Origin of the sequence: Gorillibacterium massiliense (assembly GCF_000455485.1) — a bacterium.
Lineage (GTDB): Bacteria > Bacillota > Bacilli > Paenibacillales > NBRC-103111 > Gorillibacterium > Gorillibacterium massiliense.
Map to the genome: position 1 here is coordinate 1 of NZ_CBQR020000139.1, position 26,856 is coordinate 26,856.

Here is a 26,856-nt window from a genome sequence, read left to right on the forward strand (position 1 = left end):
GATCTGACGATGATCGGCGATTTTACTTATTATACGGGGATGACCTTCGAAGGCTATGCCAATGGCCTCGGATTCCCCGTCGTCAGCGGCGGGCGTTATGACAACCTGCTGAAGCAATTCGGGAGACCTGCTCCGGCTACCGGCTTCGCTCTGAAGACAAACCGCATCCTCGATATCGTGGCAGCGGGAGAAAATAAAGGCAGTGCACCGGTTCTCATGCTTTATGACGCGGCTGGCCGTGCGGAAGCCCTGAGAGAGGCAAGCCGGTTGCGCGGTGAAGGACGGATCGTGGAAACCCGCTTAGTTGCAGAGAATGGCCCGAAAGACGGGATGGTCCCTACGGACTCGGTTGCTTCTACTTTGGCCAATGAGGTAGGGGAGCCGCAATGCCGTGAAATTCGGCGGTTTATCGGAAAAGATCGGAGGGAGAGCGTACGTGGCTGATCTATTGAAGGTAGCGATGCCCAAAGGGCGGATTCATAAGTCCGCCGCCAAGCTTTTTCAGCAAGCCGGCTACCCGGTTCCCAGTGATCTGGAGGAATCCCGCAAGCTGATTATTCCCGTTCCGGAAGCGGGCTTGGAATTCATTATGGCAAAACCGGTGGATGTGCCGACTTACGTGGAATACGGGGCGGCGGATATCGGCATTGTCGGCAAGGACATTTTGCTGGAAGAAAACCGCGACGTCTACGAACTGCTGGATTTGGGTATCGCCCGCTGCCGCATGTCGGTGATCGGGTTGCCGGACTACAAACCGGAGCTCAATCCCCGAGTGGCAACGAAGTATCCCCGGGTGGCATCCCAGTATTTTCGGGAGCGGGGGCAGCAGGTGGAAGTGATCAAGCTGAACGGCTCCATCGAGCTGGCGCCTTTGATCGGACTGGCGGAGCGGATTGTGGATATGGTGGAGACGGGTCGGACCCTTGTGGAAAACGGTCTGGTGGAACTGGAAGCCATCGTTCCCATCACCAGCCGGCTTATCGCCAACCGGGTCAGCTTCCGGATGCGGGGAGAAGAGATTCAGCAATTGTGCGACCGGCTGCAAAGCGTGGTTTTGGAAACGTCCAAGTAGGCGACTGCCTAGGGGTAGCGGTTGTTTGATAGATAGTAAGGAGTAAACGAAACGTGTTGAAAAGGGGGAACCGGAGATGCGCATCGTACAGCCTGAGGAGTTTACCCTCGAGCGGCAAGTCGACAGCGGGACGGCGGAACAGGAACGGACAGTAAAAGAAGTGATCGACGCCGTGCGCCGGGAAGGCGACGCGGCGGTTATCGCCTATACGGAAAAGTTTGACCGGGTAAAACTTACAGAACTGAAGATCGGGCAGGAAGAGATTGAAGCGGCCCGGGGGCAGGTGGAGGATAGTTTTTTGGCTGCTCTGCGGGATGCTGCCGCCAATATCCGATCATTTCATGAAAAACAAAAGCGGAACTCCTGGATTGACCTGCAGCCGGACGGCACCATGCTCGGGCAATCTATCCGCCCGCTGAAAAGGGTGGGGCTTTACGTTCCGGGCGGCAAAGCCGCTTACCCCTCTTCGGTTCTGATGAACGCCATTCCCGCACAAGTAGCGGGGGTGCAAGAGATTGTTATGGTCACACCGCCTTCCACCAGCGGAGGCGAAGGGGTTAATCCTTACGTTCTTGCCGCTGCCGCGGAATGTGGCATCACGGAGATTTACCGGGTCGGCGGAGCCCAGGCGGTGGCGGCGCTGGCCTACGGTACGGAATCCATTCCCCGAGTAGACAAAATCGTCGGACCTGGCAATATCTATGTAGCTTTGGCCAAGCGGAACGTCTATGGTCTGGTAGATATCGACAGCATCGCCGGTCCCAGCGAGATCGTCGTGCTGGCCGATGATACCGCCGATGCCTCATATATCGCTGCCGACCTGCTGTCCCAAGCGGAGCACGACGAGATGGCTTCCGCTATTCTCGTGACGCCGAGCCGTGAGCTGGCGGAGAAGGTGGAAGCGGAAGTGGAGCGCCAGCTAGCTGTGTTGCCTCGCCGGGACATCGCCGCTGCATCGATCCGCGACTACGGGGCGATCGTGTTGGTTGCCGATCTGATGGAGGGTATCCAAGTGGTTAACCGGTTGGCGCCGGAACATTTGGAAGTCGTCACAGCTGAACCCTTCGGACTGCTAGGGCTTATCGAAAACGCAGGAGCGATTTTCCTTGGGGCCTACAGCTCGGAGCCGGTAGGGGACTATTTTGCCGGACCGAACCATGTCCTTCCCACCAACGGCACGGCACGGTTCTCGTCTCCGTTGTCGGTGGACGACTTTATCAAGAAATCGAGCATCATTCACTATAGCAAAGAGGCACTTCTGGCAAACGGCGAAAAGATCGTGACATTTGCGAAGCGTGAAGGGTTGGATGCCCATGCACGGGCGATCAGCATTCGTTTGGAGAAGGAAGGAGGAGCGAAAGGATGAGTAGCGAAACAGGACGGGATTTAACCGGACGGCGGGCGGCAGTAGCCCGGAAAACCAACGAGACGGATATCGAGCTGGATTTTGGCCTGGATGGATCGGGAGTCGTGGAACTGGAAACGGATGTACCGTTTATGAACCACATGCTGGATTTGTTCGCGAAGCACGGTCAGTTCGATCTGAAGCTGAAGGCGGAGGGGGACGTCCACATCGACGATCACCACACCGTTGAAGATATCGGCATCTGCTTGGGGCAGACGATTTTGCAGGCATTGGGCGATAAAAAAGGCATCAAGCGCTACGCCAGCGTATTCGTCCCGATGGACGAGGCTCTGGCGCAGGTGGTGATCGACCTGAGCAATCGGCCACATTTTGAATACCGAGCCCAGTATCCATCCGCTCAAGTAGGCAGCTTCTCGACGGAGCTGGTTCACGAGTTTTTGTGGAAGCTGGCGCTGGAAGCACGTATAACGCTGCATGTCATCGTCCATTACGGACAGAACACCCATCACATGATCGAAGCGGTGTTTAAAGCCCTCGGTCGCGCTCTTGACGAAGCGACCTCCATCGATCCCCGGGTGCAGGGGGTTCCTTCCACCAAGGGGGTGCTGTAGCATGATCGTGATCATCGATTACGGCATGGGCAATTTGCACAGCGTCTCCAAAGCCGTTGAGCGGCTTGGTTATGAGGCGGTGGTGACCGCCGATGAAGCGACCTTGATGGCGGCGGACGGCGCGATCCTTCCGGGAGTCGGCGCATTCGGCGACGCCATGGTGCAGCTGCGGGAAACGGGCATGAAGGACGCGGTGCTGCGTTACGCAGCCGCAGGCAAGCCGCTGCTCGGCATTTGCCTCGGCATGCAGCTGTTGTTTACGGAGAGCGAGGAGCATGGTCAGCACGAAGGTTTGAATCTGCTACCCGGCAAAGTTGTCCGCTTCCAAGGGGATTACAAGGTTCCCCATATGGGCTGGAATCGGTTGAGCTTTACCCAGCAAAGCCCCTTATTTCGGGATTTGGAGGAAGGGCACGTCTACTTCGTGCACTCGTACCATGCACTGCCGGACAACTCCGGCGATTTGCTGGCGACGACGGATTATTACCAGCCGGTGACGGCCATTGTCGGCCGGGGCAACTTGTACGGCATGCAGTTCCACCCGGAAAAAAGCGGCGAAGTGGGCATGAAGCTGTTGGATAACTATCTTCAGTTGTGCAGTGCCGGGGTTCGTGGATGAAATCGGCGGCCAGTAAGGGCGAAAAACGGTTAAGATGTTTAGGAGGCAAATAAGCTATGGCGTTTACGATATATCCCGCGATTGATATACGCGGAGGAAAATGTGTCCGCCTGATTCAGGGGGATTACAATCAGGAGACGGTTTACCACGAAAGCCCGCTGGCGGCTGCGCGGGCTTGGGCGGAGCAGGGCGCCGAATGGATTCACCTGGTTGATCTGGACGGCGCCAAAGCCGGCCAACCCGTCAACCATGAGCTGATCGGCGCCATCGCTTCCAGCGTGAGCGTGCCGGTACAGGCAGGCGGGGGCTTGCGCACCCGCGCCGACGTGGAACTGCTGCTCACGCTCGGGGTTCAGCGCGTCATCCTGGGCACCGCGGCCATCGAGGATCGCCCCTTCGTTCAGCAGGTGCTGAGCGATTACGGCGATCGGGTGGCCATCGGCATCGACGCGCGAGACGGCCGCGTGGCAACCCGCGGCTGGCTCGAGACCTCCGAGGTGATGGCCGAGGAGCTGGCCGCCGAGCTGGCGGGCTACGGCGCATCGACGTTTATCTTCACCGACATCTCCCGGGACGGGATGATGTCGGGGCCGAACGTCGAAGCCATCGCCCGCCTGGCCAAGGCCAGCGGCCGCTCGGTCATCGCCTCGGGCGGCGTGAGCCGCTACGAGGACCTCGCGGCTCTGGCGCAGCACGAAGGCGCCGGCGTATCCGGCGCCATCGTCGGCAAGGCGCTATACACCGGCGGCATCGAGCTGGCCGAAGCGCACCGTCGTTTGCGGGGCTGACTCTATCGTCAGCGCAGCCTTTGGGCAGATTTGCCCGCAATCGCTCCATTATGCTGCAGAAAATGCAGTGCGATAAGCTAATAAGCCGTGAATCAACGCATCAAAGAGGAGGTGTCGCCATGCTGGCGAAACGAATCATTCCCTGCCTGGACGTACACAATGGCCGGGTAGTCAAAGGAGTCAACTTCGTGAATTTGCGGGATGCCGGGGATCCGGTAGAGTTGGCCGCCGTTTACGACCGGGAAGGTGCCGACGAGCTGGTGTTTCTCGATATATCCGCATCCTACGAAGGCCGTGCTACCATGGAAGAGGTCGTCCGCAGAACCGCCGGTGAGATTACCATCCCTTTCACAGTCGGCGGGGGCATTTCCAGCGTGGACGACATGAAACGCTTGCTCCGGGCGGGAGCCGACAAGACCGGCATCAACACCGCGGCTGTCAAAAATCCCGAGTTGATATCCGAAGGAGCGCTCAAATTCGGCTCCCAATGCATTGTGGTGGCCATTGACGCCAAATACAATGAAGCATGGGGCGAGTGGGAAGTATACATCCACGGCGGACGCACTCCTACGGGACGGAAGGCGCTGGAATGGGCGGCTGAAGCGGAGCGCTTGGGCGCCGGTGAGCTGCTGCTGACCAGTATGGATGCCGACGGCACGAAAGACGGCTTCGACATCAAGCTGACCCAGGCCATTTCCGATCGCGTGGGCATTCCCGTCATCGCATCCGGCGGAGCGGGCAAGGCCGCGCATTTTTATGACGTATTCAAGGACGGCCGCGCAGACGCAGGCTTGGCGGCATCTATCTTTCATTATAAGGAACTAACCATTCGCGAGGTAAAAGAGGACTTGCGGATGAAAGGAGTAGAAATCCGATGACCCAGCACACCAGCAGTTTTACCATCCGCAACCGGGAAACCATATCGGAGGAGCAGACTGCCTTCATTCCACTGGAACAAGCGGCGGAACGCATCCGCTGGGACGAGAAGGGCCTGGCGCCGGCCATCGTGCAGGACGCCGTCAGCAAGGACGTGCTCATGCTCGCCTATATGAACCTGGAGTCGCTTCGGCTGACTGTAGAATCGGGTGAAACCTGGTTTTGGAGCCGTTCCCGGGGCGAACTGTGGCACAAGGGGGCAACCTCCGGCAATATTCAAAAGGTACGCGCACTCTCCTACGATTGCGATGCCGATACCTTGCTCGTAACGGTCATTCCCTACGGTCCGGCTTGCCACAACGGAACGTATACCTGTTTTACCGAGTCTGTCGCCCTTTCAGAAGCGGAATCTTCCACACCGGCCGATCAGCTGGAGCCAACCACATCCGCGACAGCCGCAGCGGATTTCCCTTCCACGAGCGGGAGCAGCCGCTTCCACATTCTGTCGGAGCTGGAGAGCATCATCGCGAGACGGGACGCCGAACGGCCGGAAGGGTCATACACTACCTATCTTTTTGAAAAAGGGTTGGACAAGATCCTCAAAAAGATCGGCGAAGAAACCTCCGAGGTGATCATCGCCGCCAAAAACGGCGACAACGAGGAATTGCGAGGCGAAGCCTCCGATCTCCTCTTCCACCTGATGGTGCTGCTGCGCAGTTCCAAGCTGCCTTTGGACGACATTTTGCAGGAACTGCACCTTCGCCATAACAAATAAAGTGGACTAGCGCTCACATTTTGCGGGCGCTGTTTTCTTTTTTTGACGATATCTCGCAAAAACCTATTCATTCCTTTTGAAAAAAAGGACGAAACAGGTATAATGATACTCGGAAACTTGTGAAAACTTAACGACATTCCGGCAACACTAGTCCACAATCGATGTTTTTTGTTTAAACTTAGAACGTGTTTATCGGGAGTTTGCACCGGATACGTGAATTGAGCAAGCTAAACTTTTAGGAGGTTTATCATGAGTGGCAACAGGTTGAAGATTTTTTCCGGATCTTCGAATCCGAAACTGGCGGAGCAGATTTCCCGGGTACTGGGCGTTCCCCTTGGAAAGACCAAGCTGTCCCGTTTCAAAAGCGGCGAGTTGTATTGCCTGTATGAAGAGTCGGTAAGAAATTGCGACGTATTTCTCGTGCAGACCTTCTCGCATCCGATTAACGAGCATTTTGTCGAATTGCTTGTTATGATTGATGCCGCTAAACGGGCGTCAGCGCGCACGGTGAATCTGGTTGTGCCTTATTACGGGTATGCCCGTCAAGAAAGAAAGGCAGCGCCACGGGAACCGATTTCCGCGAAAATGGTTGCGGACGTTCTCACCACCGTCGGAGCCGACCGGGTCATTACCATCGATCTGCACGCCAACGCGATTCAAGGTTTCTTCAACATTCCGGTGGATCATTTGACCGCCCTTGATCTGGTCAGCGATTACATCCGCAAGAAAAACATCGTGAACCCTATCGTCGTCTCTCCAGACGCCGGACGGGCTACCACAGCGGAACGTTTGGCCAATATCTTGAATGCGCCTTTTGCCATGATGATCAAAAAGCGTCCTGCCCATAACGAATCGGTTATTACCCATGTCATCGGCGAGGTGGAAGGACATACGCCGATCATCATCGAGGATCTGATCGACACCGGTACGACTATTGTCAACGTTGTCGAAGGGCTGAAGGAACGGGGCGCTCACGACGTATACGTCTGCGCCACTCACCCTGTTTTCTCCGGCCCGGCTTTGGAGCGGCTTGACCACCCCAGCATCAAGGAGGTTGTCATTACCGATACCATCGCCATTCCGGAAGATCATGCGTCGCGCTTCAAGGTCATCTCTGTTGCGCCGCTGTTAGCCAATGCCATCAACATCGTCGTGGACGGCGGTTCCATCAGTTCCCTGTTCAAATACGGCGGAGTCTAAAATTTATTGAACGATCGCTTTCTTGCTATATCAGACATACATGCCGCTAGCGCAGCATCAGCGAATGTATGAAAAATCGGCGAATTCGCCTGAAGCATTAGTAAGTCTGATTCCATAACGGTAAACGGCGCGTGTCTATAGGGGGCAGCGTCAGCCGTTTATTTTCACAAGGGGCGTTAACGTTTTTAAGGGGTGCTTTTTTGTATGGAGAAGAAAAAGACGTTGGCCGGACGCAAGCAACCTAATGTCATACCTTTACCGATCGATGCCACGTTCTTTTTCGAGCGCGCGGTTCGTTCCTTGGACAGGTGCCAATATGACAAAGCGCTGAAATATTTTCGCAAGGCTGCAGAATACGAACCAAACAACCCGGTCAATTTTTGCAATTTAGCGGGGGTCTTGTCGGAAATGGGCAACTATGGCGCTTCTAACGAAGTGCTGCGGCAAATCCTGGAGGACATCGACCCGACGATGACCGAATGTTATTTTTACCTGTCCAATAATTACGCCAACATGGACGATTTCGAATCAGCGGAGCGGGCGGTTTTGCTTTATCTGGAGACCGACACCGAAGGGCATTATCTGGCGGAAGCGGAAGAGATGATCGAGCTGCTCAGCTACGAGCTGGGCCGCGACATTCCTATCACCTTCGTCAAATCGAGAGCCGGTTTCTTCGAGCATGACAAAGCCCGGCAGCAGTTGGAGGAAGGGCGTTTTTCCGAAGCGTGCCGCAATTTGGAGCGCATCGTAGCGAGCCACCCGGATTTTCTGGCTGCCCGCAACAATCTAGCGTTGGCTTATTACTACATGGGTCTTTTTGAAAAAGCGATGGACACCGTCCAGGAAGTGCTGAACCGCGAGCCGGGTAATATTCATGCCCTTTGCAATCGGGCTATTTTCTATCAACAGGCCGGAGACGCCGAGCGTCTGGAAGAGATGCTTGAACTTTTGCAGAAAACCTATCCCTATCATTCGGACAATCTGTTCAAACTCGCGACCACCATGGGCATTCTCGGGGATCATGAAGCGGCGTACCGGCAGTTCAAGCGCCTCCTTTTGTCGGGAGAAGATCATTACGATACGGGACTCTATCACTATGCTGCAGTAGCTTCGTTCAACACGGGCCGTTTCCCGGAGGCGCGGAAGCTGTGGAAGCAGGCGGAGAAGCTGGACGCCAAGCCGGAGATCGCCCGCTTTTTCCTGAACCTTTTGGACAGCGAGCAGACTGCGGGGGTTTTCTTAAGCTATCATTATCATTTACCTTTTGAAGAGCAATTTCGATTCTATGAAAAAAATCGCGATCTGTTCAGCCTGAGCATGAAAAACGATCCGTTGGTGCGGTCCTCCTTTTTCTGGGCGCTGCGCCATGGCGATCTTCATACGAAGCTGCAGGTCATCCAGGCTTTGTCAGCTATTGCCGACCAAGAGGCGGAAGAAGCACTGCGGGAGCTTCTCTTGAATAAGGAAGAGAGCGACTATTTAAAGCGTATCGCACTTTTCGTTCTGCGGGGCATGGGCGCCGGCGAGCCGCTGGAGATTGTACTGAACGGCGTCGCCCAGATGGTTCCGGCCGTTCCGTATACTCCGGGGCTTCCCGTTTGGGAAACGGAGTGGCAGACGGTGCTGGAGCTGGCGATGCAGCACATGCGGCGGAGTTATGATCTCCTTCAGCAGTTTGATTTGGAAACCCTATGGGTGGATTATCTTACCCAACTGCATCCGAGCAAGCCGAGAATCGGCAAAGTGGAAAGCTGGGCCGCATCGCTGGAATATTTGACGGCGAAAATGCATAGAAAAAGTGTCAGCTGCGAGGAGATCGCCCTCCGTTACGGGATTTCGGCAGCAACCGTGAGCCGCAACGCCAAGCGCATCGACGAAACTTGCGGACTGCAGAGAAGAGCGGAAGAGGAAGACCAAGACCGTTCTTTGGGCAGCGGCATTCTAGGTTTGCTTTGAAGATATCCAGTGCGGGGCATACTTGAATCCAAGGAGGATTAAGTTATGTACAAAACGATTGTCGTAGGAACAGGGCCGTCCGGTCTGACGGCTGCCATTTACTTAGCGCGTGCCAATCTGAATCCCCTTGTTATTGAAGGTCCGGAACCAGGTGGGCAACTCACCACCACCACCGAAATCGAAAACTTTCCGGGTTTTCCTGAGGGAATTATGGGCCCGGAGCTAATGGCAAATATGCGCCAGCAAGCGGAACGTTTCGGCGCAGCGTTCAAGACCAGCTGGGTGACGAAAGTGGACACGTCAAAACGTCCGTTTAAGCTGACCCTTGAAAACGGGACGGAGTTGGAAGCGGAGACGCTGATCATCTCTACAGGCGCTTCGGCCAAGCTGCTGGGCATTCCCGGCGAGAGGGAAAGCATCGGCCGGGGGGTAAGCACTTGCGCCACTTGCGACGGATTCTTTTTCCGCGGGAAAAAGATCATCGTCATCGGCGGCGGTGACTCGGCCATGGAGGAAGGCCACTTCCTTACCCGTTTTGCTTCCGAAGTGCGGATCGTTAACCGCCGCAGCGAGCTGCGTGCATCGAAGATCATGCAGGATCGGGCGCGTCAAAACCCGAAGGTGGCATGGAGTCTGAACCGCACGCCGCTTGAGGTGGTTTCCGGGGAGAAGGGCGTCACAGCCCTCAAAGTGCGGAACAATGAGACCGGTGAAGAGGAACTGCTGGAAACTGACGGTGTTTTCGTAGCCATCGGCCATAAGCCCAATACAGGTTTTCTGGAAGGTCAACTGAAGGTGGACGAACAAGGCTACTTGCAAGTCTCTCCGGGTACGACCCGCACCAATATTCCGGGCATATTCGCTTGCGGAGACGTACAGGATCACCGGTATCGGCAAGCCATTACCGCTGCGGGCAGCGGCTGCATGGCGGCTCTCGACTGCGAGAAGTTCCTTGAGGGCGAGATGGTTAACGACTGGAGCCACATTCTCTAAAGTTCCTTATAATGGATGAAACGTAAGAAGGAACCCGGCTGATCCCGCGGTTCTTTTCTTTTTTTTCTTTCCAAACCCCTTAAAACCCGGGAAGGCTTGCCACGGAAGGTTTTCTTGACCTGACTAAGCGGTTGCCTTATAGTTGGGAAAGGACTTGAAGTAAAAATATCAATGAGGTGACATTTTCATGTCAGATAAGATTTATGTCGGTGTCGATCTGGGTGGAACGGCCATTAAAGTCGGAATTTGCGGCGAATCCGGCAAGCTTCTGCAAACCTATGAAGGTCCTACCGGAGCAGAAGGCGGAGCCGATGCGGTAATTGAGCGAATTGCCCAATACGCTCGCAAAGTCGTCGAGGAATCCCCCTTCGAATGGGAGCAGGTAGCCGGCGTTGGAGCAGGTCTCGCTGGATTTTTAGACATTCCCGAAGGCATCGTCAAGCTTTCTCCTAATCTGGGCTGGCGCAATGTGCCGGTCAAGAAAGTATTGGAGGAGAAGCTGGGCAAAGTCGTAACGATAGATAATGATGCCAATGTGGCTGCTTTGGGCGAAGCTTGGAGCGGAGCTGGCGCAGGCATTCCTAACGTGATCTGCTATACCCTCGGAACTGGCGTTGGCGGTGGAATCATTATCGGCGGCAAAATCTATCAAGGTTCCTTTGGCATGGCTGGCGAGCTCGGCCATATGTCTATCGTTCCCGATTTGGAAGCGATCCAGTGCGGTTGCGGCCAATTCGGCTGTCTGGAAACCGTCTCCTCGGCGACCGGCATTGTCCGTGCGGCAAGAGATGCGGTGGAACGCGGCGATAAAACCTCCCTTAGCACGATCCATACCCTTGCTGCGAAGGATGTATTTGATGCAGCCAAAGCCGGGGACGAAGTCGCTCTGCGCATCGTGAACCGCGCGGCTTATTATTTGGGCCGATCCATGGCGACTCTGGCTGTCATTCTCAACCCGCAGCGGTTTATTATCGGCGGGGGCGTTTCGAAAGCGGGAGATATCCTGTTTAATCCGATTCGTGAAATTTTCAAAAAATATACGCAAGAACAAGTCCAAGAAGGAGTCGATATTGTACCGGCTACCTTGGGCAATGACGCAGGAGTTGTAGGCGCCGCCGGTCTTAACCTTAGCCGTTAAGTTTATGCCGCTATATGTCTAGTGTTTGGGGAGGAATCGGTATGGAAGAACGCAAAGCGCCGGCCAAGCTGGTCATTATAACGGGCATGTCGGGAGCCGGGAAGACCATAGCGGTTCAGAGCCTTGAGGATTTGGGGTTTTTTTGCGTCGATAATCTGCCTCCTGTTTTGATTCCAAAATTCGCGGAATTAATTGAGCAGTCCAGCGGAAAAATCGGCAAAGTCGCTCTTGTGATCGATTTGCGCGGCCGGGAATTTTTTGTGTCGTTATCGGAATCTCTTCATAGCATGAAGGATAACTATACCCTGACCTACGAAATTCTGTTCCTCGACGCTACGGACTCGGTGCTGGTGCAGCGGTATAAAGAAAGCCGCAGACGCCATCCCCTTGCTCCCAGTGGCGTGCCTCTCGAGGGCATTCACCAGGAGCGCAAGCTTCTGGAGGAGCTGAAGGGTATGGCTAATCAGGTCATTGATACGAGCAACCTGAAGCCGGTCCAGTTGAAAGAAACCATCGTCAACCGGTTTACCGGACACGGTGACGAAGGTCTTGTCCTCAACGTCGTTTCCTTTGGGTTCAAATACGGCATTCCGATTGATGCGGATTTGATCTTTGACGTTCGCTTCCTGCCGAATCCCCATTACGTGGAGAATCTGCGCCCGCTAACCGGGCAAGACGCGGAAGTGTACGATTATGTGATGAAATGGACGGAGACTCAGGAGTTTTTGGTGAAGCTTCTTGATTTGCTGCAATTTCTGATCCCTCAGTACAAAAAAGAAGGCAAGAGCCAGGTTGTGGTCGGTATTGGTTGTACGGGAGGCAAGCACCGGTCTGTCGCCGTCGCCGAATACTTGGGCAAAATTATCGGCGCCAGCGAAACGGAACGGGTGCGCGTCAGCCACCGCGATGCTGACCGCGACAAGAAGTAAAGAGACGGCAAAGCCGTCGTTCACTTGCTACATCAGAATTTATAGGTTTGTCACTATAAGTAGCCTGATTCCGTTACAGTAAACGTCGCCCGTCTTTTAGGGACGGCGTCGCCGTTTATCTTTATGATGTATCAAGGAGGGATTGGCATGAAGCCAGTCGGCAGAGACCTGCCGCGGATTGTTGTAATCGGCGGAGGCACAGGGCTCTCGGTTATGCTGCGGGGACTTAAAGAAAAGGCGCTGGATATTACCGCAATCGTAACGGTTGCCGATGACGGTGGAAGCTCCGGCGTGCTTCGGGATGAAATGCAGATTCCCCCTCCAGGTGATATCCGCAACGTGTTGACCGCATTGGCGGATACGGAGCCGGTGCTCTCCCAACTGCTGCAATACCGGTTTAAAAATGGAAACGGATTAGCCGGGCATCCCTTGGGCAACCTGATTCTGGCAGCACTTAGCGAGATTAGCGGGGACTTTGTTTCTGGGGTGCGGGAATTAAGCCGGGTTTTGGCTGTACGGGGCCAAGTGCTTCCGGCAGCGGGCATTCCCATCGTGCTGAAGGCGGAGATGCAGGACGGCTCTATCGTCATCGGGGAGTCGAAGATCCCGAAAGCGGGCGGTCGCATTAACCGGGTTTTCATCGAACCGGAGGATGTGGCTCCTTTGCCGGAGGCTATCGAGGCGCTACGGCAGGCGGATGCCATCTTGATCGGTCCGGGCAGCTTGTACACGAGTATCCTGCCAAATTTGCAAGTAAAGGACATTGCCAAAGCCGTCATCGAATCCGATGCGCTGAAGATTTTTGTTTGCAACGTCATGACTCAGCCTGGAGAGACCGACGAGTACACCGTCAGCGATCATTTGAAGGCGGTTTACGATCACATTGGCTGTCATCTTTTTGATTATGTAATTGTCAATAACGGCGATATTCCCGAACCGGTACGGCAAAAGTATGCAGAAGAGGGAGCTCATGCGGTGGAACTGGATGAAGACGAGGTTACTCGTTACGGCTATCAGGTCATCGCCGATGAACTGGTGCTGTTCCGCACGTTTCTGCGGCATGATGCCGAAAAGCTGAGCCAGCACATCTATCAGCTGGTGGAAAGCTGGATGAACCGAAAGGGATGAGCGTAGTGTCTTTTGCAGCCCAAACGAAAAAAGAGCTGACCCTGCTGGAAAACGACGATTGCTGCGCCAGGGCGGAGCTTTCATCCCTCATTCGGATGAACGGATCAGTTCAGATTTCCGGCGGACGCGTCATCCTTGACATATCGACGGAAAATGCCGCTATTGCGCGGCGCATCTACCTGCTCTTGAAACGGCTTTTTCAAGTTCACACCGAGTTGTTGGTTCGCAAAAAAATGCGGCTGAAAAAGAACAACATTTATATGGTCCGTGTTCCATTGCAAGTGCAGGAAATTTTGTCGGAGCTTTGCATTGTTTCGGAAGGGTTTCAGTTTACTCCGGGCATTGATAAGAAGATTATTCGCAACAGTTGCTGTAAGCGGGCTTATTTGCGGGGTGCTTTTCTCGCAGGAGGCTCGGTCAACAACCCGGAGGGATCATCGTATCATCTGGAAATTGCCTCGATGTATGAAGAACACTGCCGAGCCTTGGTTGATCTAGCGAATAAATTTGATTTGAACGCCCGTTTTATTGAGCGGAAAAAGGGTTATGTGTTTTACTTGAAGGAAGGCGAGAAAATCATCGATTTTCTCAGTCTCATTGGGGCGCATCAGGCGCTTTTGCGCTTTGAGGATGTGCGGATCATGAAGGACATGCGCAATTCCGTCAACCGGATCGTCAATTGCGAGACGGCGAATTTAAATAAAACCATCGGCGCCGCTGTACGGCAGATCGAGAATATTCGATTATTGGAGCGTGAAGTTGGGCTCGCCAGCCTTCCGGACAAGCTTCGGGAGGTAGCGGAAATCCGTTTAAAGCACCCGGATATTAATTTGAAGGAAGTTGGCGAGATGCTGAAGGGCAACGTCAGCAAGTCCGGAGTCAACCACCGGCTGCGTAAAATCGATGAGATGGCGGAGAAGCTGCGGGGTGCTCGTTAGCGGTAATCCTTGCGTAGAACGGAAATTCAGTTTGATATAGTGCTGTTATGGAAAAAATGTTATAATGAACAGTAGTCTTTTGTAAACGTTGTTAAGAGAAGACCTTTACATATAAATTCGGGCATTGGGGGTAAGGTTATATGTCGAAACGTCCCGTTGTGGTTCGGTTGAAAACCGGCCTGCATGCAAGACCGGCTGCTCTTTTCGTTCAGGAAGCGAATAAGTTCTCTTCGGAGATCTTCGTGGAAAAGGATGAAAAGAAGGTAAATGCCAAAAGTATTATGGGCATTATGAGTTTGGCGATCAGCTCCGGAACGGAAGTTTTTATTAGTGCGGACGGTGCGGATGCGGATCAAGCTGTAACCGCTTTAGTCGCTTTAGTTAGCAAGGAAGAGCTGGAGAACCAATAGCATGATTGTCAGCCTGCCAACGGGGGCATGGATCTTTCCTTTTTTACCTGCAAAATAAACCTTTACTATCCGCTTGACGGAATAGCTGAAGGTTTATTTTTTTGGATCATGCAACTTTCGTCTTTCGGTTGCTGTCAGTATGGAAGTGTGGCGGTTGCCCCGACTTTGGTCGGGGTTCCGGTACGACTTAGGCCGATGGGCGGGATTTGTATTTTTCGGTACAATCAAGGGCAGAACTTGGAGATGAGAGACTTAAGGAACGAATCAGGGGGGGAAGCGGCTTGGAGAAGCCAACGGTACAGTTGATTAAGGTCACCAAAAAAATCGGTAAAAAAACGATCATCCATGATTTGAGCTTCGAGGTTCCGAAAGGAGAAGTGTTCGGATTTCTCGGCCCTAACGGGGCGGGGAAAACCACGACGATCCGGATGATGGTGGGGCTGATGCGGATCACATCGGGGGATGTGCTCATTGAGGGCCACAGTATTACGAAGGATTTTGAGAAGGCGATCAAGCACGTAGGGGCCATCGTGGAAAATCCGGAGATGTACAAGTATCTGACGGGGTATCAGAATTTGATTCATTTCGCGCGTATGTCCAAAGGAGTGACGCCGGAACGGATCCAGGAAGTGATTCATCTCGTCGGGCTGGAAAACCGGATTCATGAGAAGGTGAAAAAATACTCCCTCGGTATGCGCCAACGTCTTGGCGTGGCCCAGGCGCTGCTGCACCGTCCATCTCTGCTTATTCTGGATGAGCCGACCAACGGTCTCGATCCGGCGGGCATTCGCGAGCTGAGAGACTATTTACGGGAGCTGGCTCAGAAAGAGAATATCTCAGTGGTCGTTTCCAGCCACCTGCTTTCCGAGATGGAACTGATGTGTGACCGCATCGGGATTATTCAGAACGGGAAGCTGGTGGACGTCAGGCTGATCAAGGATTTTGTTTCCACTGGAGAAGGGGAAGCCGGGCGGGTCAGCTTCGAAGTGGATTCGGTTGAGCGGGCGCTGGCTGCGCTGTCAGGAAGCGACCTGCAGGCTGCAGCTGTAAACGGGGGAATTGAACTCGTTGCCGTTCGGGAGCAGATAGCGGAAGCGAATGTGCTCTTGGTTCAGGCAGGCGTAAAGATATATGGCATTCGCCCCCTGACAAAAACCTTAGAAGACAAATTCCTGGAAATGACGGGGAGTGATCAAATTGCTTAATCTGATGAAAAACGAAGTTCAAAAGCAATACCGCCGTCCCCGTACCTGGGTGATGTATGGCTTGCTGCTTGTTATCATCGTCGGTTTGTTGGCCTTGATCAAATTCGATAAGCCGAGGGAGAATACAACCTGGCAGCAAACGGTACAGCAGCAGACGACCAGCTATCAGGAGTGGGTCAAAGACGAGAACTCAACCCAAAGACAGAAGGATTACTACAATAAGCATATCTTGATCAACAATTACCGGTTGGAGCATAATATCGCACCACCGGATAAGGATTTGTGGGGAAGCGTCTTGGATATGGCCCAAATGGTCATTTTCATCGCCATTTTGACGAGTATTGTGGCAGCGGATATTGTCGCCGGTGAATTTTCGACAGGTACCATCAAGCTGCTCTTGATCCGTCCCTCTGTCCGCTCGAAAATATTGCTTTCCAAATACCTTTCGGTGCTGCTATTCAGCTTGACGATGCTGATTGTATTATTTGCAGGCAGCTTTATCGTCGCGGGGATATTCTTTGGCTTCGGAGCTTCGGGGGCGCCCTTTTTAGCGGTGTCCGGCGGGCAAGTAGTGGAACGGAGCATGCTGGTCCATGCGCTGGCCGAATATGGGTTGAACTGCGTCAGTTTGATCATGCTGGTCACGGTGGCGTTTATGATTTCCACGGTGTTCCGCAGCAGCTCTTTTGCCATCGGCTTGTCGGTTGGTTTACTCTTTATCAACCAAATCCTTGTCGCATTGCTGGGCAGATATGAGTGGTTCCGTTATTACTTGTTTGCCAATACGGATCTTAGCGTATATCTGGACGGCGGAACTCCACTGCAGGCAGGCATGACGATGGGCTTTTCCATTGCGGTATTGGTTGTGTACTTCGTCCTGATGAATCTCCTGTCTTGGACGATATTCAACAAACGTGACGTGGCGGCATAAGGTTAATCGTTAACGGCTGCATAAAACAAAAGACCTGCATGCTTCATTCGAAGCTTGCAGGTCTTTTTGGTGGGTTCATTCCATTTCAGGCAACTGGCCAGATGAAGCCAAGTGTTGAATCTGCAATTAGAGGTTGGTGATTACGCGGTCGATGAGGCCGTAAGCTGCCGCTTCATCCGCAGTCATGAAATAGTCGCGGTCGGTATCCTTTTCGATGCGTTCCAACGGCTGGCCGCTGCGCTCGGCGAGGATGCCGTTCAGCTTCTCCCGCGTCTTGATGATATGTTTGGCGCGAATCTCGATATCGCTTGCCTGACCTTCAGCCCCGCCTAGCGGCTGGTGGATCATCACTTCGCTGTTCGGCAGCGCCAGGCGTTTGCCCTTGGCTCCGGCAGTTAGCAGGACGGCGCCCATCGAAGCAGCCATGCCGACGCAGATTGTCGAGACGTCCGGCTTGATGAACTGCATTGTATCGAAAATCGCCATACCGGCCGAAACAGAGCCCCCGGGGCTGTTGATGTAAAGGTTGATGTCTTTCTCTGGATCTTGAGCGCTCAGGAACAGCATTTGCGCGATGATGGCATTGGCCACCGCATCGTTGATCGGAGTGCCCAGGAAGATGATCCGGTCCTTCAAGAGCCGGGAGTAAATATCATAGGCGCGCTCTCCCCGTGCATCCGGTTCGACAACCATGGGAATAAAACTCATAATGGCTTCCTCCTTGGAATGTGGATATCTTTCTTTCATTCTACCCCCATCATAGCGAAAACAAACGGAAAAGTCAAAGAAGGTCAAACAATTAGTAAAAGTCACTTTCAAGCCCTTGAAGTGCAATAAAAAAAACGCCCTACATGGCGTTCATTCTGCTAGTAATATTATGGCGCGCCCGCGAGGGATCGAACCTCGATCTCAGGCTCCGGAGGCCTACGTCATATCCATTGGACCACGGGCGCACATATGATTTTGCTCACTTTCATGGGGTCTTAAAAGAAGCAAGCAAATAGTATTATAGGACACGGGAGAGGAAAAAGCAAGAGCTGATTTGTCTGTAAAAATTTTACTTGCCACTGTTGCAAGGGCTGGTTGAATCAAACGGTACCCTCTTGCCTTTCACAAAAACTTAACGCGAAAACGGGGCTGGTAAAACTTGAAATGCAATTCCGCATCCGTTACAATAAGGTCAGGAGATAAAATTTTTTACCCATAGTGGGACGCAATTTGTTACACCGGGACGTTTTGAGTCCATCGTAGAAACAGAATGGGTTCCGCTTTTCAGGGCAGGAGTGGTAAGATGAAGGCGGTTCTGGATCTTCAAAAGCAGCTTTTGCCTGATGTTCTAGACATCATCAAGAAACGTTATCAAATCCTGCATCATGTCATGGCATATCGCGTCGTCGGCAGAAGAACCCTGGCAGCCTCTTTGCATATGACAGAACGGGTTCTCCGGGCGGAAGTGGATTTCCTCAAAGAACAAGGCCTGCTGGAAGTGGAAAGCTTCGGCATTAAGATGACGCCAGCGGGGAAGAAGCTTCTCGACGAGATGGAGCCGATGATGAAAGAGATGACGGGATTAGCCCGCTACGAAGAGCAACTGCGCCAGCGCTTCGGCATTGGCCAGGTCATCGTGGTTCACGGGGACTCTGACGAGTCGTCTTACGTCAAGCAGGAGCTAGGACGGATGGCAGCCCTTGCGCTGCGCAAATCCGTGCAGAAGGAAACGGTCGTTGCCGTATCCGGAGGGTCTACCATCTACGAAGTGGCGCAGCAGCTTGCCTCCTCGACCGCATTGAAAGGCAGCATTTTTGTTCCGGCTCGCGGCGGACTTGGGGAAAGCGTCGAATATCAGGCTAATACGGTCGCTTCCGTCATGGCGAAGAAAACCGGAGGCCAGCACCGGATGCTGCATGTGCCGGATCATCTGGGAGAAGAAGCCTATCAAACCCTCTTGCAAGAACCGAACATTCAAGAGGTTGTTCAGGTCATCCGCAGCGCGCGAATCGTCGTTCACGGTATTGGGGAAGCTAAAGTTATGGCCAAAAGGCGCAAAGCGTCTCCCGAACTGGTGCAAGCTCTACTGGAAGAAGGAGCTTTAGGCGAGGCGTTTGGTTACTATTTTGACAGAAACGGTGTAGTCGTGAATCGAATGCCTACTGTCGGCTTGAAACTGGAGGATCTCCAGAATGCGGAAAAAGTCATCGCTGTAGCCGGCGGGAGCAGCAAAGGAGAAAGCATTGCATCAGTATTACGGTACGGATGCGAAAGTATCCTGGTGACCGACGAAGGCGCTGCTAAGAAAATTTTGCAAGATTAGTTGTTTCCCGAGGGTTTTCGGGTAATAATGATTTTGGACAGTCTATGTAGACACAAAACGTCCTTATTTGCGGCATATGCGCGTTTTCTTGACGGGTTTCCCGTCTTGAGATAAATAGGCCACACCATAATACCTATTAGGAGGAATTAAACATGTCAGTAAAAGTAGGCATTAACGGATTTGGACGGATCGGAAGACTTGCTTTCCGTCGTATTCAAAACGTAGAGGGCATCGAAGTTGTAGCAATCAACGATTTGACGGACGCAAAAATGCTGGCTCATCTGTTGAAATATGATACCACTCAAGGCACCTTCCAAGGTGATGTAGAAGTTCACGACGGTTACTTCAAAGTAAACGGCAAGGAAGTTAAAGTTCTGGCTAACGCAAAACCTGCTGAACTGCCTTGGGGCGAGCTCGGCGTTGACATCGTTCTGGAGTGCACTGGTTTCTTCGTAAGCCAAGAAGCTGCTGAACAACACTTGCAAGGCGGCGCCAAGAAAGTCGTAATCTCCGCTCCGGCTACTGGCGAAGTTAAAACCGTTGTTTACAACACCAACCATGAAATCCTCGAAGGTACCGAAACCGTTATTTCCGGCGCTTCCTGCACCACCAACTGCCTGGCTCCGATGGCAAAAGTCCTGAACGACAAGTTCGGTATCGCTTCCGGCTTGATGACCACCATCCATGCTTACACCGGCGACCAAAACACCTTGGACGCTCCGCACCGCAAAGGCGACTTCCGTCGTGCTCGCGCTGCTGCTGAAAACATCATCCCGAACACCACCGGTGCTGCTAAAGCCATCGGCCTTGTTATCCCTGCACTGAAGGGCAAACTCGACGGCGCCGCTCAACGCGTACCGGTTGCTACCGGTTCCTTGACCGAGCTGGTAACGGTTCTCGATAAGAAAGTAACGGCTGAAGAAGTCAACGCAGCTATGAAAGCAGCTGCTAACGAATCTTACGGCTACACCGAAGACGAAATCGTTTCGTCCGATATCAAGGGCAGCACTTTCGGTTCCTTGTTCGACGCAACTCAAACCAAAGTACTGACCGTTGGCGACAAACAATTGGTTAAGACCGTTGCTTGGTACGATAACGAAATGTCCTACACCGCTCAATTGGTTCGCACCTTGGAATACTTCGCAAAACTGGCTAAGTAATTCGTTCATATCGCGCATAGTACGGGAGCGGAAACAGACTCGGTTGTTTCCGCTCTTCTAAATGCGTCGGGGTGTAACGCGCTGTACAGGGCTTCACTATTCGAGTCGTGGAGGTACCAGGGAATGAATAAGAAAAGTATTCGCGATGTAGCCGACTTGGCCGGCAAACGCGTTTTTGTGCGCGTAGACTTCAACGTGCCGCTGGAAAACGGCAAAATTACCGATGACACCCGGATTACTGAAACGCTGCCGACGATCAAATATTTGATCGAGCAAGGTGCGAAGGTTATCCTGGCCAGCCATCTGGGCCGTCCGAAAGGCGAAGTAAACGAAAGCATGCGTCTCGCTCCCGCAGCTGACCGCCTGTCCGAGCTTCTCGGCAAGCCTGTTGCTAAAGCAAGCGAGTCCGTAGGCGACGCCGTAAAGGCACAAATCGCTGAAATGAAAAACGGCGATGTTCTCGTGCTCGAAAACGTCCGCTTCCACAAAGGCGAAGAAAAGAACGATCCTGAGTTGGCTAAGCAATTCGCCGAACTGGCTGATCTGTTCGTCAACGATGCTTTTGGCGCAGCACACCGTGCCCACTCTTCAACCGAAGGCATTGCCCACTACCTGCCGGCTGTTTCCGGTCTTTTGATGGAAAAAGAACTGCGCGTTCTCGGCAACGCCCTGAGCAATCCGGAACGTCCTTTCACCGCTATCATCGGCGGCGCCAAGGTGAAAGACAAAATCGACGTCATCGAAAACCTGATCAAGCTGGCCGACAACATCATTATCGGCGGCGGTCTGGCCTACACCTTCCTGAAGGCTCAAGGCTACGAGATCGGTAATTCCATCGTCGACAACGAGAAGATCGATCTGGCGAAGGAATTCATCGAAAAAGCGAAAGCTAAAGGCGTGAACTTCCTGCTTCCAGTGGATATTATCGCGGCTGACAGCTTCAGCAACGAAGCCAATACGAAGACGGTCTCCGTCAAAGAAATTCCGGCAGGTTGGCAAGGTCTCGATATCGGACCGGAAACCCAAAAGATTTTTGCCGAAGCGATCAAGAACTCCAAGCTTGTTGTTTGGAACGGCCCGATGGGCGTGTTCGAAATGGATAAGTTCATGGGCGGCACCAAAGCGGTAGCGGATGCTTGCGCAGCAACGGCTGGCTACACCGTTATCGGCGGCGGCGACTCTGCGGCAGCTGTTGAGAAGTTCGACATGAAAGAGCAAATGGACCACATCTCCACTGGCGGCGGCGCTTCCCTGGAATTCATGGAAGGCAAAGCTCTCCCCGGCGTTGTAGCCCTGAACGACAAGTAAAACAAGCAAGCTTTTAAATAGAGAGAACGGTATAATGGGATAGGTTGGAGAGATTTTAGATACTTCATAAGAGTTTGTAAGTTTGGCACAATAAGCCTTATTCCGCTACGGTAAGCGCACTCGTCCTGGTAGGGCGGTGGTAGCCGTTTATCCTTGGCTGGGTTTGGCTTGTGAAAGGAGCAGGATCACGTTGAGAAAACCGATTATTGCCGGCAACTGGAAGATGTTTAAAACCGTGAATGAAGCTGCTGCCTTTGCTGCAGAAGTAAAAGGAAAAGCGGAAGTGGATGGCGTGGAAAGCGTCGTTTGCGCACCTTTTACCGCATTGTCCACGTTAGTGGAAGCTTTTAAAGGAACCACGATCAAAGTAGGCGCGCAAAATCTGCACTGGGCGGACAACGGCGCGTATACAGGTGAAATCAGCGGTGAAATGCTGAAGGAAATCGGCGTGGATTACGTCATTATCGGCCACTCGGAAAGAAGAGAGTATTTTGCCGAAACGGACGAAACCGTCAACAAGAAGATCAAAGCCGCCTTCAAGTACAATCTCGTTCCGATCGTATGTGTCGGCGAGAAGCTGGAAGAGCGTGAAGCAGGACGTACCAAGGACGTTTGCAAAGTGCAAACGGAAGCCGCTTTTGCCGGCTTGACCAAGGAACAGGCTGCGGAAACGGTAATCGCCTATGAACCGATTTGGGCCATTGGCACCGGAAAATCCTCTACCTCGGAGGATGCCAATGAAGTGATCAGCTACATACGCAGCCTGATCGCCGATCTGTTCGGCGCGGAAACCGCGGCAGCCATTCGTATCCAATACGGCGGCAGCGTAAAACCGGCCAATGTCAAGGAATACATGGGCATGTCCGACATTGACGGCGCATTGGTAGGCGGAGCCAGCCTCGAACCGGCTTCCTACATCCAATTGGTCGAGGGGGCAAAGTAATATGTCCAGACCTAAACCAGTCGCATTGATCATTTTGGACGGATTCGGCCTGCGGGATCAAACCCAAGGCAACGCCGTTGCCGCAGCCAAGAAGCCGAATATCGACAAGTTTTTGGCTGAATACCCGAACAGCACGCTTTCTGCAAGCGGTGAAGCCGTAGGTTTGCCGGATGGACAAATGGGCAACTCGGAAGTGGGTCACCTGAACATCGGTTCCGGCCGGATCGTGTATCAGGACCTGACGATGATCACCAAGTCCATTCGCGATCGCGACTTTTTCCAAAACGAGTACCTGACGGGAGCCTTCCGCAAAGCGAAAGCTGCCGGCAAAAAAGTGCATCTCCTCGGCCTGTTGTCCGACGGCGGCGTGCACAGCCACATCAACCACCTGTTTGCTCTTCTGGAGATGGCGAAGTTGGAAGGCGTAACGGAAACCTATGTACATCCTTTTTTGGATGGACGAGACGTTGCTCCTGACAGCGCGAAAACTTATGTAGCCCAACTGGAAGAGAAAATCAAGGAAATTGGCGTCGGCAAAATCGCAACGGTAAGCGGCCGCTACTATGCTATGGATCGCGACAAACGTTGGGATCGGGTGGAAAAAGCTTACCGCGCCATGGTTTACGGCGAAGGCGTGCAAAACAATGATGCCATGACGGCTGTTGTGAATTCCTACGCCAACTCGGTATTCGACGAATTCGTCATTCCGACGGTCATTACCGATGCGCAGGGCAATCCGACGGCAACGGTGGATCCGGGAGATTCGATCATTTTCTTCAACTTCCGTCCGGACCGTGCCATTCAACTGTCCCAAGCCTTCACCAACGACGAGTTCAGCGGCTTTGACCGCGGAGCCAAATATCCGCTTAACCTCAACTTCGTCTGCTTGACCACATACAGCGAAACGGTTAAAGGTTTGGTTGCTTATCCGCCGAAGGATATCGACAATACCTTGGGTGAAGTGCTGGCTGCCCACAACCTGAAGCAGCTGCGTACGGCGGAAACGGAAAAGTATCCGCACGTTACCTTCTTCTTCAATGGCGGCAGGGAAGAGCCGAATCCAGGCGAAGAACGGATTTTGATCCCTTCGCCGAAGGTTGCCACCTATGATTTGAAGCCGGAAATGAGCGCTTATGAGCTGACGGATTCGACGCTTAAGCAAATCGCCGACGACAAATATGATGCGATTATTTTGAACTTTGCCAATCCGGACATGGTCGGCCACTCGGGCCTGATGGAACCCACCATCAAAGCGGTGGAAACTGTCGACGAATGCCTCGGCAAGCTGGTGGACGCCATCACGGCAAAAGGCGGCGTAGCCGTTATCATCGCCGACCACGGCAACGCGGATATCGTCCGCGACGAAGAAGACCGTCCGTTCACCGCTCACACGACCCAACCGGTTCCGTTTATCGTAACTTCCCACAACGTAACCGTTCGGGAACACGGTATTTTGGCGGATGTTGCTCCGACCTTGCTGGACCTGTTGGAAATCGAGAAACCGGCTTCCATGACTGGCAAGTCGATGATCGCTTCCCGCAAATAGTGTTAACTGCAAGACCCATACATGAACCGGCTCATATGAGCCCAAAACCATTAAGGAGTGTTAATCCATGACGATCATTTCTGACGTTTACGCACGCGAAGTGCTGGACTCCCGCGGTAATCCTACCGTGGAAGTTGAAGTTTACCTGGAATCCGGAGCCCGCGGCCGCGCTATCGTTCCATCTGGCGCATCCACCGGCGCTCACGAAGCTGTTGAGCTTCGCGACGAAGACAAATCCCGTTACCTGGGCAAAGGCGTACTGAAAGCCGTTGCCAACGTAAACGAAATCATTGCCCCGGAAATCATCGGCCTCGATGCGCTGGACCAAGTTGCCATCGATACCCGCATGATCGAGCTGGACGGCACGCCGAACAAAGCCAAGCTGGGCGCTAACGCGATCCTCGCCGTTTCCATGGCTGTAGCTCGCGCAGCTGCTGAAGCTCTCGATGTACCGCTGTACACCTACCTGGGCGGCTTCAACGCCAAAACCTTGCCGGTTCCGATGATGAACATCGTAAACGGCGGCGCACACGCTGACAACAACGTCGACGTACAAGAATTCATGGTTCTGCCGGTAGGCGCTCCTTCCTTCAAAGAAGCTCTGCGCATGGGCGCTGAAATCTTCCACAGCCTGAAATCCGTACTGAAAGCTAAAGGCTTGAACACGGCAGTAGGCGACGAAGGCGGCTTTGCTCCGAACCTGGGCTCCAACGAAGAAGCTCTTTCCACCATCATCACCGCTATCGAAAAAGCAGGCTACAAACCGGGCGAAGAAGTATTCTTGGGCATGGACGTAGCGTCCACCGAGTTCTTCAAAGACGGCAAGTACCACCTGGAAGGCGAAGGCAAATCCTACACTTCCGCTGAATTCGTTGACTTGTTGGCTGGTTGGGTAGACAAATACCCGATCATCACCATCGAAGATGCTTGCTCCGAAGACGACTGGGAAGGTTGGAAACTGCTGACCGAGAAACTGGGCAACAAAGTTCAACTGGTAGGCGACGACCTGTTCGTTACCAACACCACCCGTTTGTCCAAGGGCATCGACGAAAACATCGCCAACTCCATTCTAGTTAAAGTTAACCAAATCGGTACCTTGACCGAAACCTTCGACGCCATCGAAATGGCGAAACGCGCCGGCTACACCGCCGTTGTTTCCCACCGTTCCGGCGAAAGCGAAGACAGCACCATCGCCGACATCGTTGTAGCAACCAACGCCGGCCAAATCAAAACCGGTGCTCCGTCCCGTACGGACCGCGTTGCCAAGTACAACCAATTGCTCCGCATCGAAGACCAACTTCCGGTTTCCCAATATGCCGGCAAGCAAGCCTTCTACAACCTGAAGAAATTCAAATAAGTTGCGTTAGTCGGGCACCGATCGGGCCTGCTATCGTGCTAAAGCCGCCAAGAGAGAACGTTGATCCGCATTTGCCGGATTGCCGCCTCCTTGGCGGCTTTTTTCTCTTTTGACAGGAGTGATATAGTGAAAGGGATGGAACCCGCGTAGGGCGGAAACGTAAAGGGTATAGAGGGTTTTAGGGGAAGAAAGAAAAGGATTAAGAAGCGGAGAAACCGATTGTTCTGGAATAGCCACACATGCCGCTTGAAAGCCATGAGCGAATGTGTGAAAAACGGCGAAGCCGCCTGAACCCAATCTTAGATTATCTAAGATTTGTTCAGGACAGCGTCAGCGGTCGCCTTTGCGGTCGGATTCCTACCTCTATGGGGTTATCTAATCATGGAATCTGAGCGCAACAGCGACTCTCCAGAATAATCAGGTTTTGCAGCGACGAAATCCATATAGCACGAAAGGATGATGCGGTTTGAGCAACTGGTTGAAGGCCATCGCATTTTTGATCGGATCGGCGATATTGACGCGGCTGATTCCGTTTTCTTCATTCTTCCGCAACGTCGACACGATGGTTCACGAATTCGGCCACGCCATCGTCACGTTGATGCTGTCGGGTAGGGTGATGAATATCAGTCTCTATCCGGATCACAGCGGCGTCACCCGCTCTTTGGTTGCGAACGGTTTTCGGATGGTGCCGGTTGCACTTGCGGGGTACGTTATTGCTTCGTTATTTGCCTGGCTCTTGTTCAGTCTATATGCCCGGGGAAAATATACCGCCGGTTTAGGGATCATCACGGCCATCGCGGCAGTCAGTCTCCTGCTTTTTGTGCGCAATTCCTTTGGGGTAACCTGGTTGATCGGCTTCCTCGTCCTGACCATCGTGGTTTTTCTGCTTCCGGCTGCCGTACAAAAATATTACTTCCTGCTGATCGCGTTTCTTTCGTTGGAGGAGTCCGCTATGGGTCCCGTCACGTTGATTCTTTACTCTTTGCAAGCTCCGAGCCGTGCTGGGGATGCCGCTATTCTCGCCGACGTTACCCCGCTGCCGGCTATCGCCTGGTCCGTCATTATGCTGATTATCGCTCTCTGGTGCGCCAAAAACGCCATCCTCGCTTTTGTCAGCAGGGATCGTTATCGTCAGCCGAAGCCCGCTCTGTCGAGCGAGGGACGACCTGGAAGAGGAGCATAAGGGAAGGGCGGTTGCGTCCATTTTGCAGGGGTGATATTATTGCTTGATAGACGTCGATATGCTAAAATAGTGATACTGTGTCTAATCGGACAAAATGGTCCGGCTTCAAGGAG

General features: G+C 53.2%; 26 protein-coding genes and 1 tRNA gene. 25 read left to right on the plus strand and 2 right to left on the minus strand.

Features of this window, described 5'->3' with window-relative positions; genetic code table 11:
- From TJ79_RS17880 to TJ79_RS17965, 18 genes are all read left to right on the plus strand, one after another.
- A partial coding sequence (locus TJ79_RS17880) for an ATP phosphoribosyltransferase regulatory subunit (RefSeq protein ID WP_040951711.1) occupies positions 1-444 on the plus strand: 444 nt, incomplete at its 5' end.
- Positions 437-1,072, plus strand: coding sequence for an ATP phosphoribosyltransferase (gene hisG / locus TJ79_RS17885; RefSeq protein ID WP_040951712.1), 636 nt, complete (start codon positions 437-439; stop codon positions 1,070-1,072). The genes TJ79_RS17880 and hisG, both read left to right, overlap by 8 nt.
- Positions 1,073-1,148: 76 nt before the next feature.
- Positions 1,149-2,438 carry a histidinol dehydrogenase gene (gene hisD / locus TJ79_RS17890; protein ID WP_040951713.1) on the plus strand — a complete coding sequence of 430 codons (1,290 nt, stop codon included), beginning with the start codon at positions 1,149-1,151 and terminating at the stop codon, positions 2,436-2,438.
- Positions 2,435-3,049 (plus strand): imidazoleglycerol-phosphate dehydratase HisB, encoded by a 615-nt coding sequence (gene hisB / locus TJ79_RS17895; protein WP_040951714.1) that lies wholly within the window; start codon positions 2,435-2,437, stop codon positions 3,047-3,049. Before hisD ends, hisB begins: the two co-directional genes overlap by 4 nt.
- Position 3,050: 1 nt before the next feature.
- Positions 3,051-3,668: an imidazole glycerol phosphate synthase subunit HisH gene (gene hisH, locus TJ79_RS17900; RefSeq protein ID WP_040951715.1), complete on the plus strand. Its 618-nt coding sequence runs from the start codon at positions 3,051-3,053 to the stop codon at positions 3,666-3,668.
- Positions 3,669-3,724: 56 nt separating this feature from the next.
- Positions 3,725-4,456, plus strand: coding sequence for a 1-(5-phosphoribosyl)-5-[(5-phosphoribosylamino)methylideneamino]imidazole-4-carboxamide isomerase (gene hisA, locus TJ79_RS17905; RefSeq protein WP_040951716.1), 732 nt, complete (start codon positions 3,725-3,727; stop codon positions 4,454-4,456).
- Between the two features lie 119 nt (positions 4,457-4,575).
- Positions 4,576-5,334, plus strand: coding sequence for an imidazole glycerol phosphate synthase subunit HisF (gene hisF / locus TJ79_RS17910; protein WP_040951717.1), 759 nt, complete (start codon positions 4,576-4,578; stop codon positions 5,332-5,334).
- Positions 5,335-5,375: 41 nt separating this feature from the next.
- Positions 5,376-6,107, plus strand: coding sequence for a bifunctional phosphoribosyl-AMP cyclohydrolase/phosphoribosyl-ATP diphosphatase HisIE (hisIE, locus tag TJ79_RS17915; protein WP_052339726.1), 732 nt, complete (start codon positions 5,376-5,378; stop codon positions 6,105-6,107).
- 249 nt (positions 6,108-6,356) lie between these two features.
- Complete coding sequence (locus tag TJ79_RS17920) at positions 6,357-7,307, plus strand: ribose-phosphate diphosphokinase (RefSeq protein WP_040951718.1); 951 nt, start codon at positions 6,357-6,359, stop codon at positions 7,305-7,307.
- 204 nt (positions 7,308-7,511) lie between these two features.
- A complete protein-coding gene (locus TJ79_RS17925) occupies positions 7,512-9,263 on the plus strand; it encodes a tetratricopeptide repeat protein (protein ID WP_052339719.1) in 1,752 nt (583 codons plus the stop codon).
- A gap of 45 nt (positions 9,264-9,308) precedes the next feature.
- Positions 9,309-10,256, plus strand: a complete 948-nt coding sequence (trxB, locus tag TJ79_RS17930) for a thioredoxin-disulfide reductase (RefSeq protein WP_040951719.1) — start codon at positions 9,309-9,311, stop codon at positions 10,254-10,256.
- A gap of 187 nt (positions 10,257-10,443) precedes the next feature.
- Positions 10,444-11,394 (plus strand): ROK family glucokinase, encoded by a 951-nt coding sequence (locus TJ79_RS17935; RefSeq protein WP_040951720.1) that lies wholly within the window; start codon positions 10,444-10,446, stop codon positions 11,392-11,394.
- 41 nt (positions 11,395-11,435) lie between these two features.
- Positions 11,436-12,323, plus strand: coding sequence for an RNase adapter RapZ (gene rapZ / locus TJ79_RS17940; protein WP_040951721.1), 888 nt, complete (start codon positions 11,436-11,438; stop codon positions 12,321-12,323).
- Positions 12,324-12,470: 147 nt separating this feature from the next.
- Positions 12,471-13,451: a gluconeogenesis factor YvcK family protein gene (locus TJ79_RS17945; protein WP_040951722.1), complete on the plus strand. Its 981-nt coding sequence runs from the start codon at positions 12,471-12,473 to the stop codon at positions 13,449-13,451.
- 5 nt (positions 13,452-13,456) lie between these two features.
- Positions 13,457-14,389, plus strand: a complete 933-nt coding sequence (gene whiA / locus TJ79_RS17950) for a DNA-binding protein WhiA (RefSeq protein WP_040951759.1) — start codon at positions 13,457-13,459, stop codon at positions 14,387-14,389.
- A 140-nt stretch (positions 14,390-14,529) separates the two neighbouring features.
- A complete protein-coding gene (locus TJ79_RS17955) occupies positions 14,530-14,799 on the plus strand; it encodes an HPr family phosphocarrier protein (protein ID WP_040951723.1) in 270 nt (89 codons plus the stop codon).
- A gap of 281 nt (positions 14,800-15,080) precedes the next feature.
- Positions 15,081-16,004 carry an ABC transporter ATP-binding protein gene (locus TJ79_RS17960; protein ID WP_040951724.1) on the plus strand — a complete coding sequence of 308 codons (924 nt, stop codon included), beginning with the start codon at positions 15,081-15,083 and terminating at the stop codon, positions 16,002-16,004.
- Positions 15,997-16,935 carry an ABC transporter permease gene (locus TJ79_RS17965; protein ID WP_052339727.1) on the plus strand — a complete coding sequence of 313 codons (939 nt, stop codon included), beginning with the start codon at positions 15,997-15,999 and terminating at the stop codon, positions 16,933-16,935. Before TJ79_RS17960 ends, TJ79_RS17965 begins: the two co-directional genes overlap by 8 nt.
- A gap of 126 nt (positions 16,936-17,061) precedes the next feature.
- Here TJ79_RS17965 and clpP read toward each other — a convergent pair whose 3' ends face one another.
- Positions 17,062-17,643 carry an ATP-dependent Clp endopeptidase proteolytic subunit ClpP gene (gene clpP / locus TJ79_RS17970; RefSeq protein ID WP_040951725.1) on the minus strand — a complete coding sequence of 194 codons (582 nt, stop codon included), beginning with the start codon at positions 17,641-17,643 and terminating at the stop codon, positions 17,062-17,064.
- 170 nt (positions 17,644-17,813) lie between these two features.
- A tRNA-Arg gene (locus TJ79_RS17975) sits at positions 17,814-17,888 on the minus strand.
- Positions 17,889-18,226: 338 nt separating this feature from the next.
- Between TJ79_RS17975 and TJ79_RS17980 the strand changes: the two genes are divergently transcribed.
- The 7 genes from TJ79_RS17980 to TJ79_RS18015 all read left to right on the plus strand — a co-directional run bounded on the left by TJ79_RS17980 (position 18,227) and on the right by TJ79_RS18015 (position 26,743).
- The gene (locus tag TJ79_RS17980) at positions 18,227-19,246 is read left to right on the plus strand and encodes a sugar-binding transcriptional regulator (protein ID WP_040951726.1); all 1,020 of its coding nucleotides are present in this window, start codon (positions 18,227-18,229) and stop codon (positions 19,244-19,246) included.
- Positions 19,247-19,398: 152 nt separating this feature from the next.
- Positions 19,399-20,406, plus strand: coding sequence for a type I glyceraldehyde-3-phosphate dehydrogenase (gene gap / locus TJ79_RS17985; RefSeq protein WP_040951727.1), 1,008 nt, complete (start codon positions 19,399-19,401; stop codon positions 20,404-20,406).
- A 123-nt stretch (positions 20,407-20,529) separates the two neighbouring features.
- The gene (locus TJ79_RS17990; protein WP_040951728.1) at positions 20,530-21,714 is read left to right on the plus strand and encodes a phosphoglycerate kinase; all 1,185 of its coding nucleotides are present in this window, start codon (positions 20,530-20,532) and stop codon (positions 21,712-21,714) included.
- Between the two features lie 190 nt (positions 21,715-21,904).
- Positions 21,905-22,657 (plus strand): triose-phosphate isomerase, encoded by a 753-nt coding sequence (tpiA, locus tag TJ79_RS17995; protein ID WP_040951729.1) that lies wholly within the window; start codon positions 21,905-21,907, stop codon positions 22,655-22,657.
- Between the two features lies 1 nt (position 22,658).
- Positions 22,659-24,203, plus strand: coding sequence for a 2,3-bisphosphoglycerate-independent phosphoglycerate mutase (gene gpmI, locus TJ79_RS18000; protein WP_040951730.1), 1,545 nt, complete (start codon positions 22,659-22,661; stop codon positions 24,201-24,203).
- Between the two features lie 67 nt (positions 24,204-24,270).
- Positions 24,271-25,560 (plus strand): phosphopyruvate hydratase, encoded by a 1,290-nt coding sequence (gene eno, locus TJ79_RS18005; protein WP_040951731.1) that lies wholly within the window; start codon positions 24,271-24,273, stop codon positions 25,558-25,560.
- Positions 25,561-26,026: 466 nt separating this feature from the next.
- Positions 26,027-26,743, plus strand: a complete 717-nt coding sequence (locus TJ79_RS18015) for a M50 family metallopeptidase (protein WP_052339720.1) — start codon at positions 26,027-26,029, stop codon at positions 26,741-26,743.
- The last annotated feature ends 113 nt before the right edge of the window (positions 26,744-26,856 follow it).

Bases quoted from the DNA above. Each gene is read 5' to 3' on its own strand.
- hisD (WP_040951713.1), top strand. From the start codon at position 1,149: ATGCGCATCGTACAGCCTGAGGAGTTTACCCTCGAGCGGCAAGTCGAC.
- hisB (WP_040951714.1), top strand. From the start codon at position 2,435: ATGAGTAGCGAAACAGGACGGGATTTAACCGGACGGCGGGCGGCAGTA.
- hisH (WP_040951715.1), top strand. From the start codon at position 3,051: ATGATCGTGATCATCGATTACGGCATGGGCAATTTGCACAGCGTCTCC.
- hisA (WP_040951716.1), top strand. From the start codon at position 3,725: ATGGCGTTTACGATATATCCCGCGATTGATATACGCGGAGGAAAATGT.
- hisF (WP_040951717.1), top strand. From the start codon at position 4,576: ATGCTGGCGAAACGAATCATTCCCTGCCTGGACGTACACAATGGCCGG.
- TJ79_RS17920 (WP_040951718.1), top strand. From the start codon at position 6,357: ATGAGTGGCAACAGGTTGAAGATTTTTTCCGGATCTTCGAATCCGAAA.
- TJ79_RS17925 (WP_052339719.1), top strand. From the start codon at position 7,512: ATGGAGAAGAAAAAGACGTTGGCCGGACGCAAGCAACCTAATGTCATA.
- trxB (WP_040951719.1), top strand. From the start codon at position 9,309: ATGTACAAAACGATTGTCGTAGGAACAGGGCCGTCCGGTCTGACGGCT.
- TJ79_RS17935 (WP_040951720.1), top strand. From the start codon at position 10,444: ATGTCAGATAAGATTTATGTCGGTGTCGATCTGGGTGGAACGGCCATT.
- rapZ (WP_040951721.1), top strand. From the start codon at position 11,436: ATGGAAGAACGCAAAGCGCCGGCCAAGCTGGTCATTATAACGGGCATG.
- TJ79_RS17945 (WP_040951722.1), top strand. From the start codon at position 12,471: ATGAAGCCAGTCGGCAGAGACCTGCCGCGGATTGTTGTAATCGGCGGA.
- TJ79_RS17955 (WP_040951723.1), top strand. From the start codon at position 14,530: ATGTCGAAACGTCCCGTTGTGGTTCGGTTGAAAACCGGCCTGCATGCA.
- clpP (WP_040951725.1), bottom strand. From the start codon at position 17,643: ATGAGTTTTATTCCCATGGTTGTCGAACCGGATGCACGGGGAGAGCGC.
- TJ79_RS17980 (WP_040951726.1), top strand. From the start codon at position 18,227: ATGAAGGCGGTTCTGGATCTTCAAAAGCAGCTTTTGCCTGATGTTCTA.
- gap (WP_040951727.1), top strand. From the start codon at position 19,399: ATGTCAGTAAAAGTAGGCATTAACGGATTTGGACGGATCGGAAGACTT.
- TJ79_RS17990 (WP_040951728.1), top strand. From the start codon at position 20,530: ATGAATAAGAAAAGTATTCGCGATGTAGCCGACTTGGCCGGCAAACGC.
- gpmI (WP_040951730.1), top strand. From the start codon at position 22,659: ATGTCCAGACCTAAACCAGTCGCATTGATCATTTTGGACGGATTCGGC.
- eno (WP_040951731.1), top strand. From the start codon at position 24,271: ATGACGATCATTTCTGACGTTTACGCACGCGAAGTGCTGGACTCCCGC.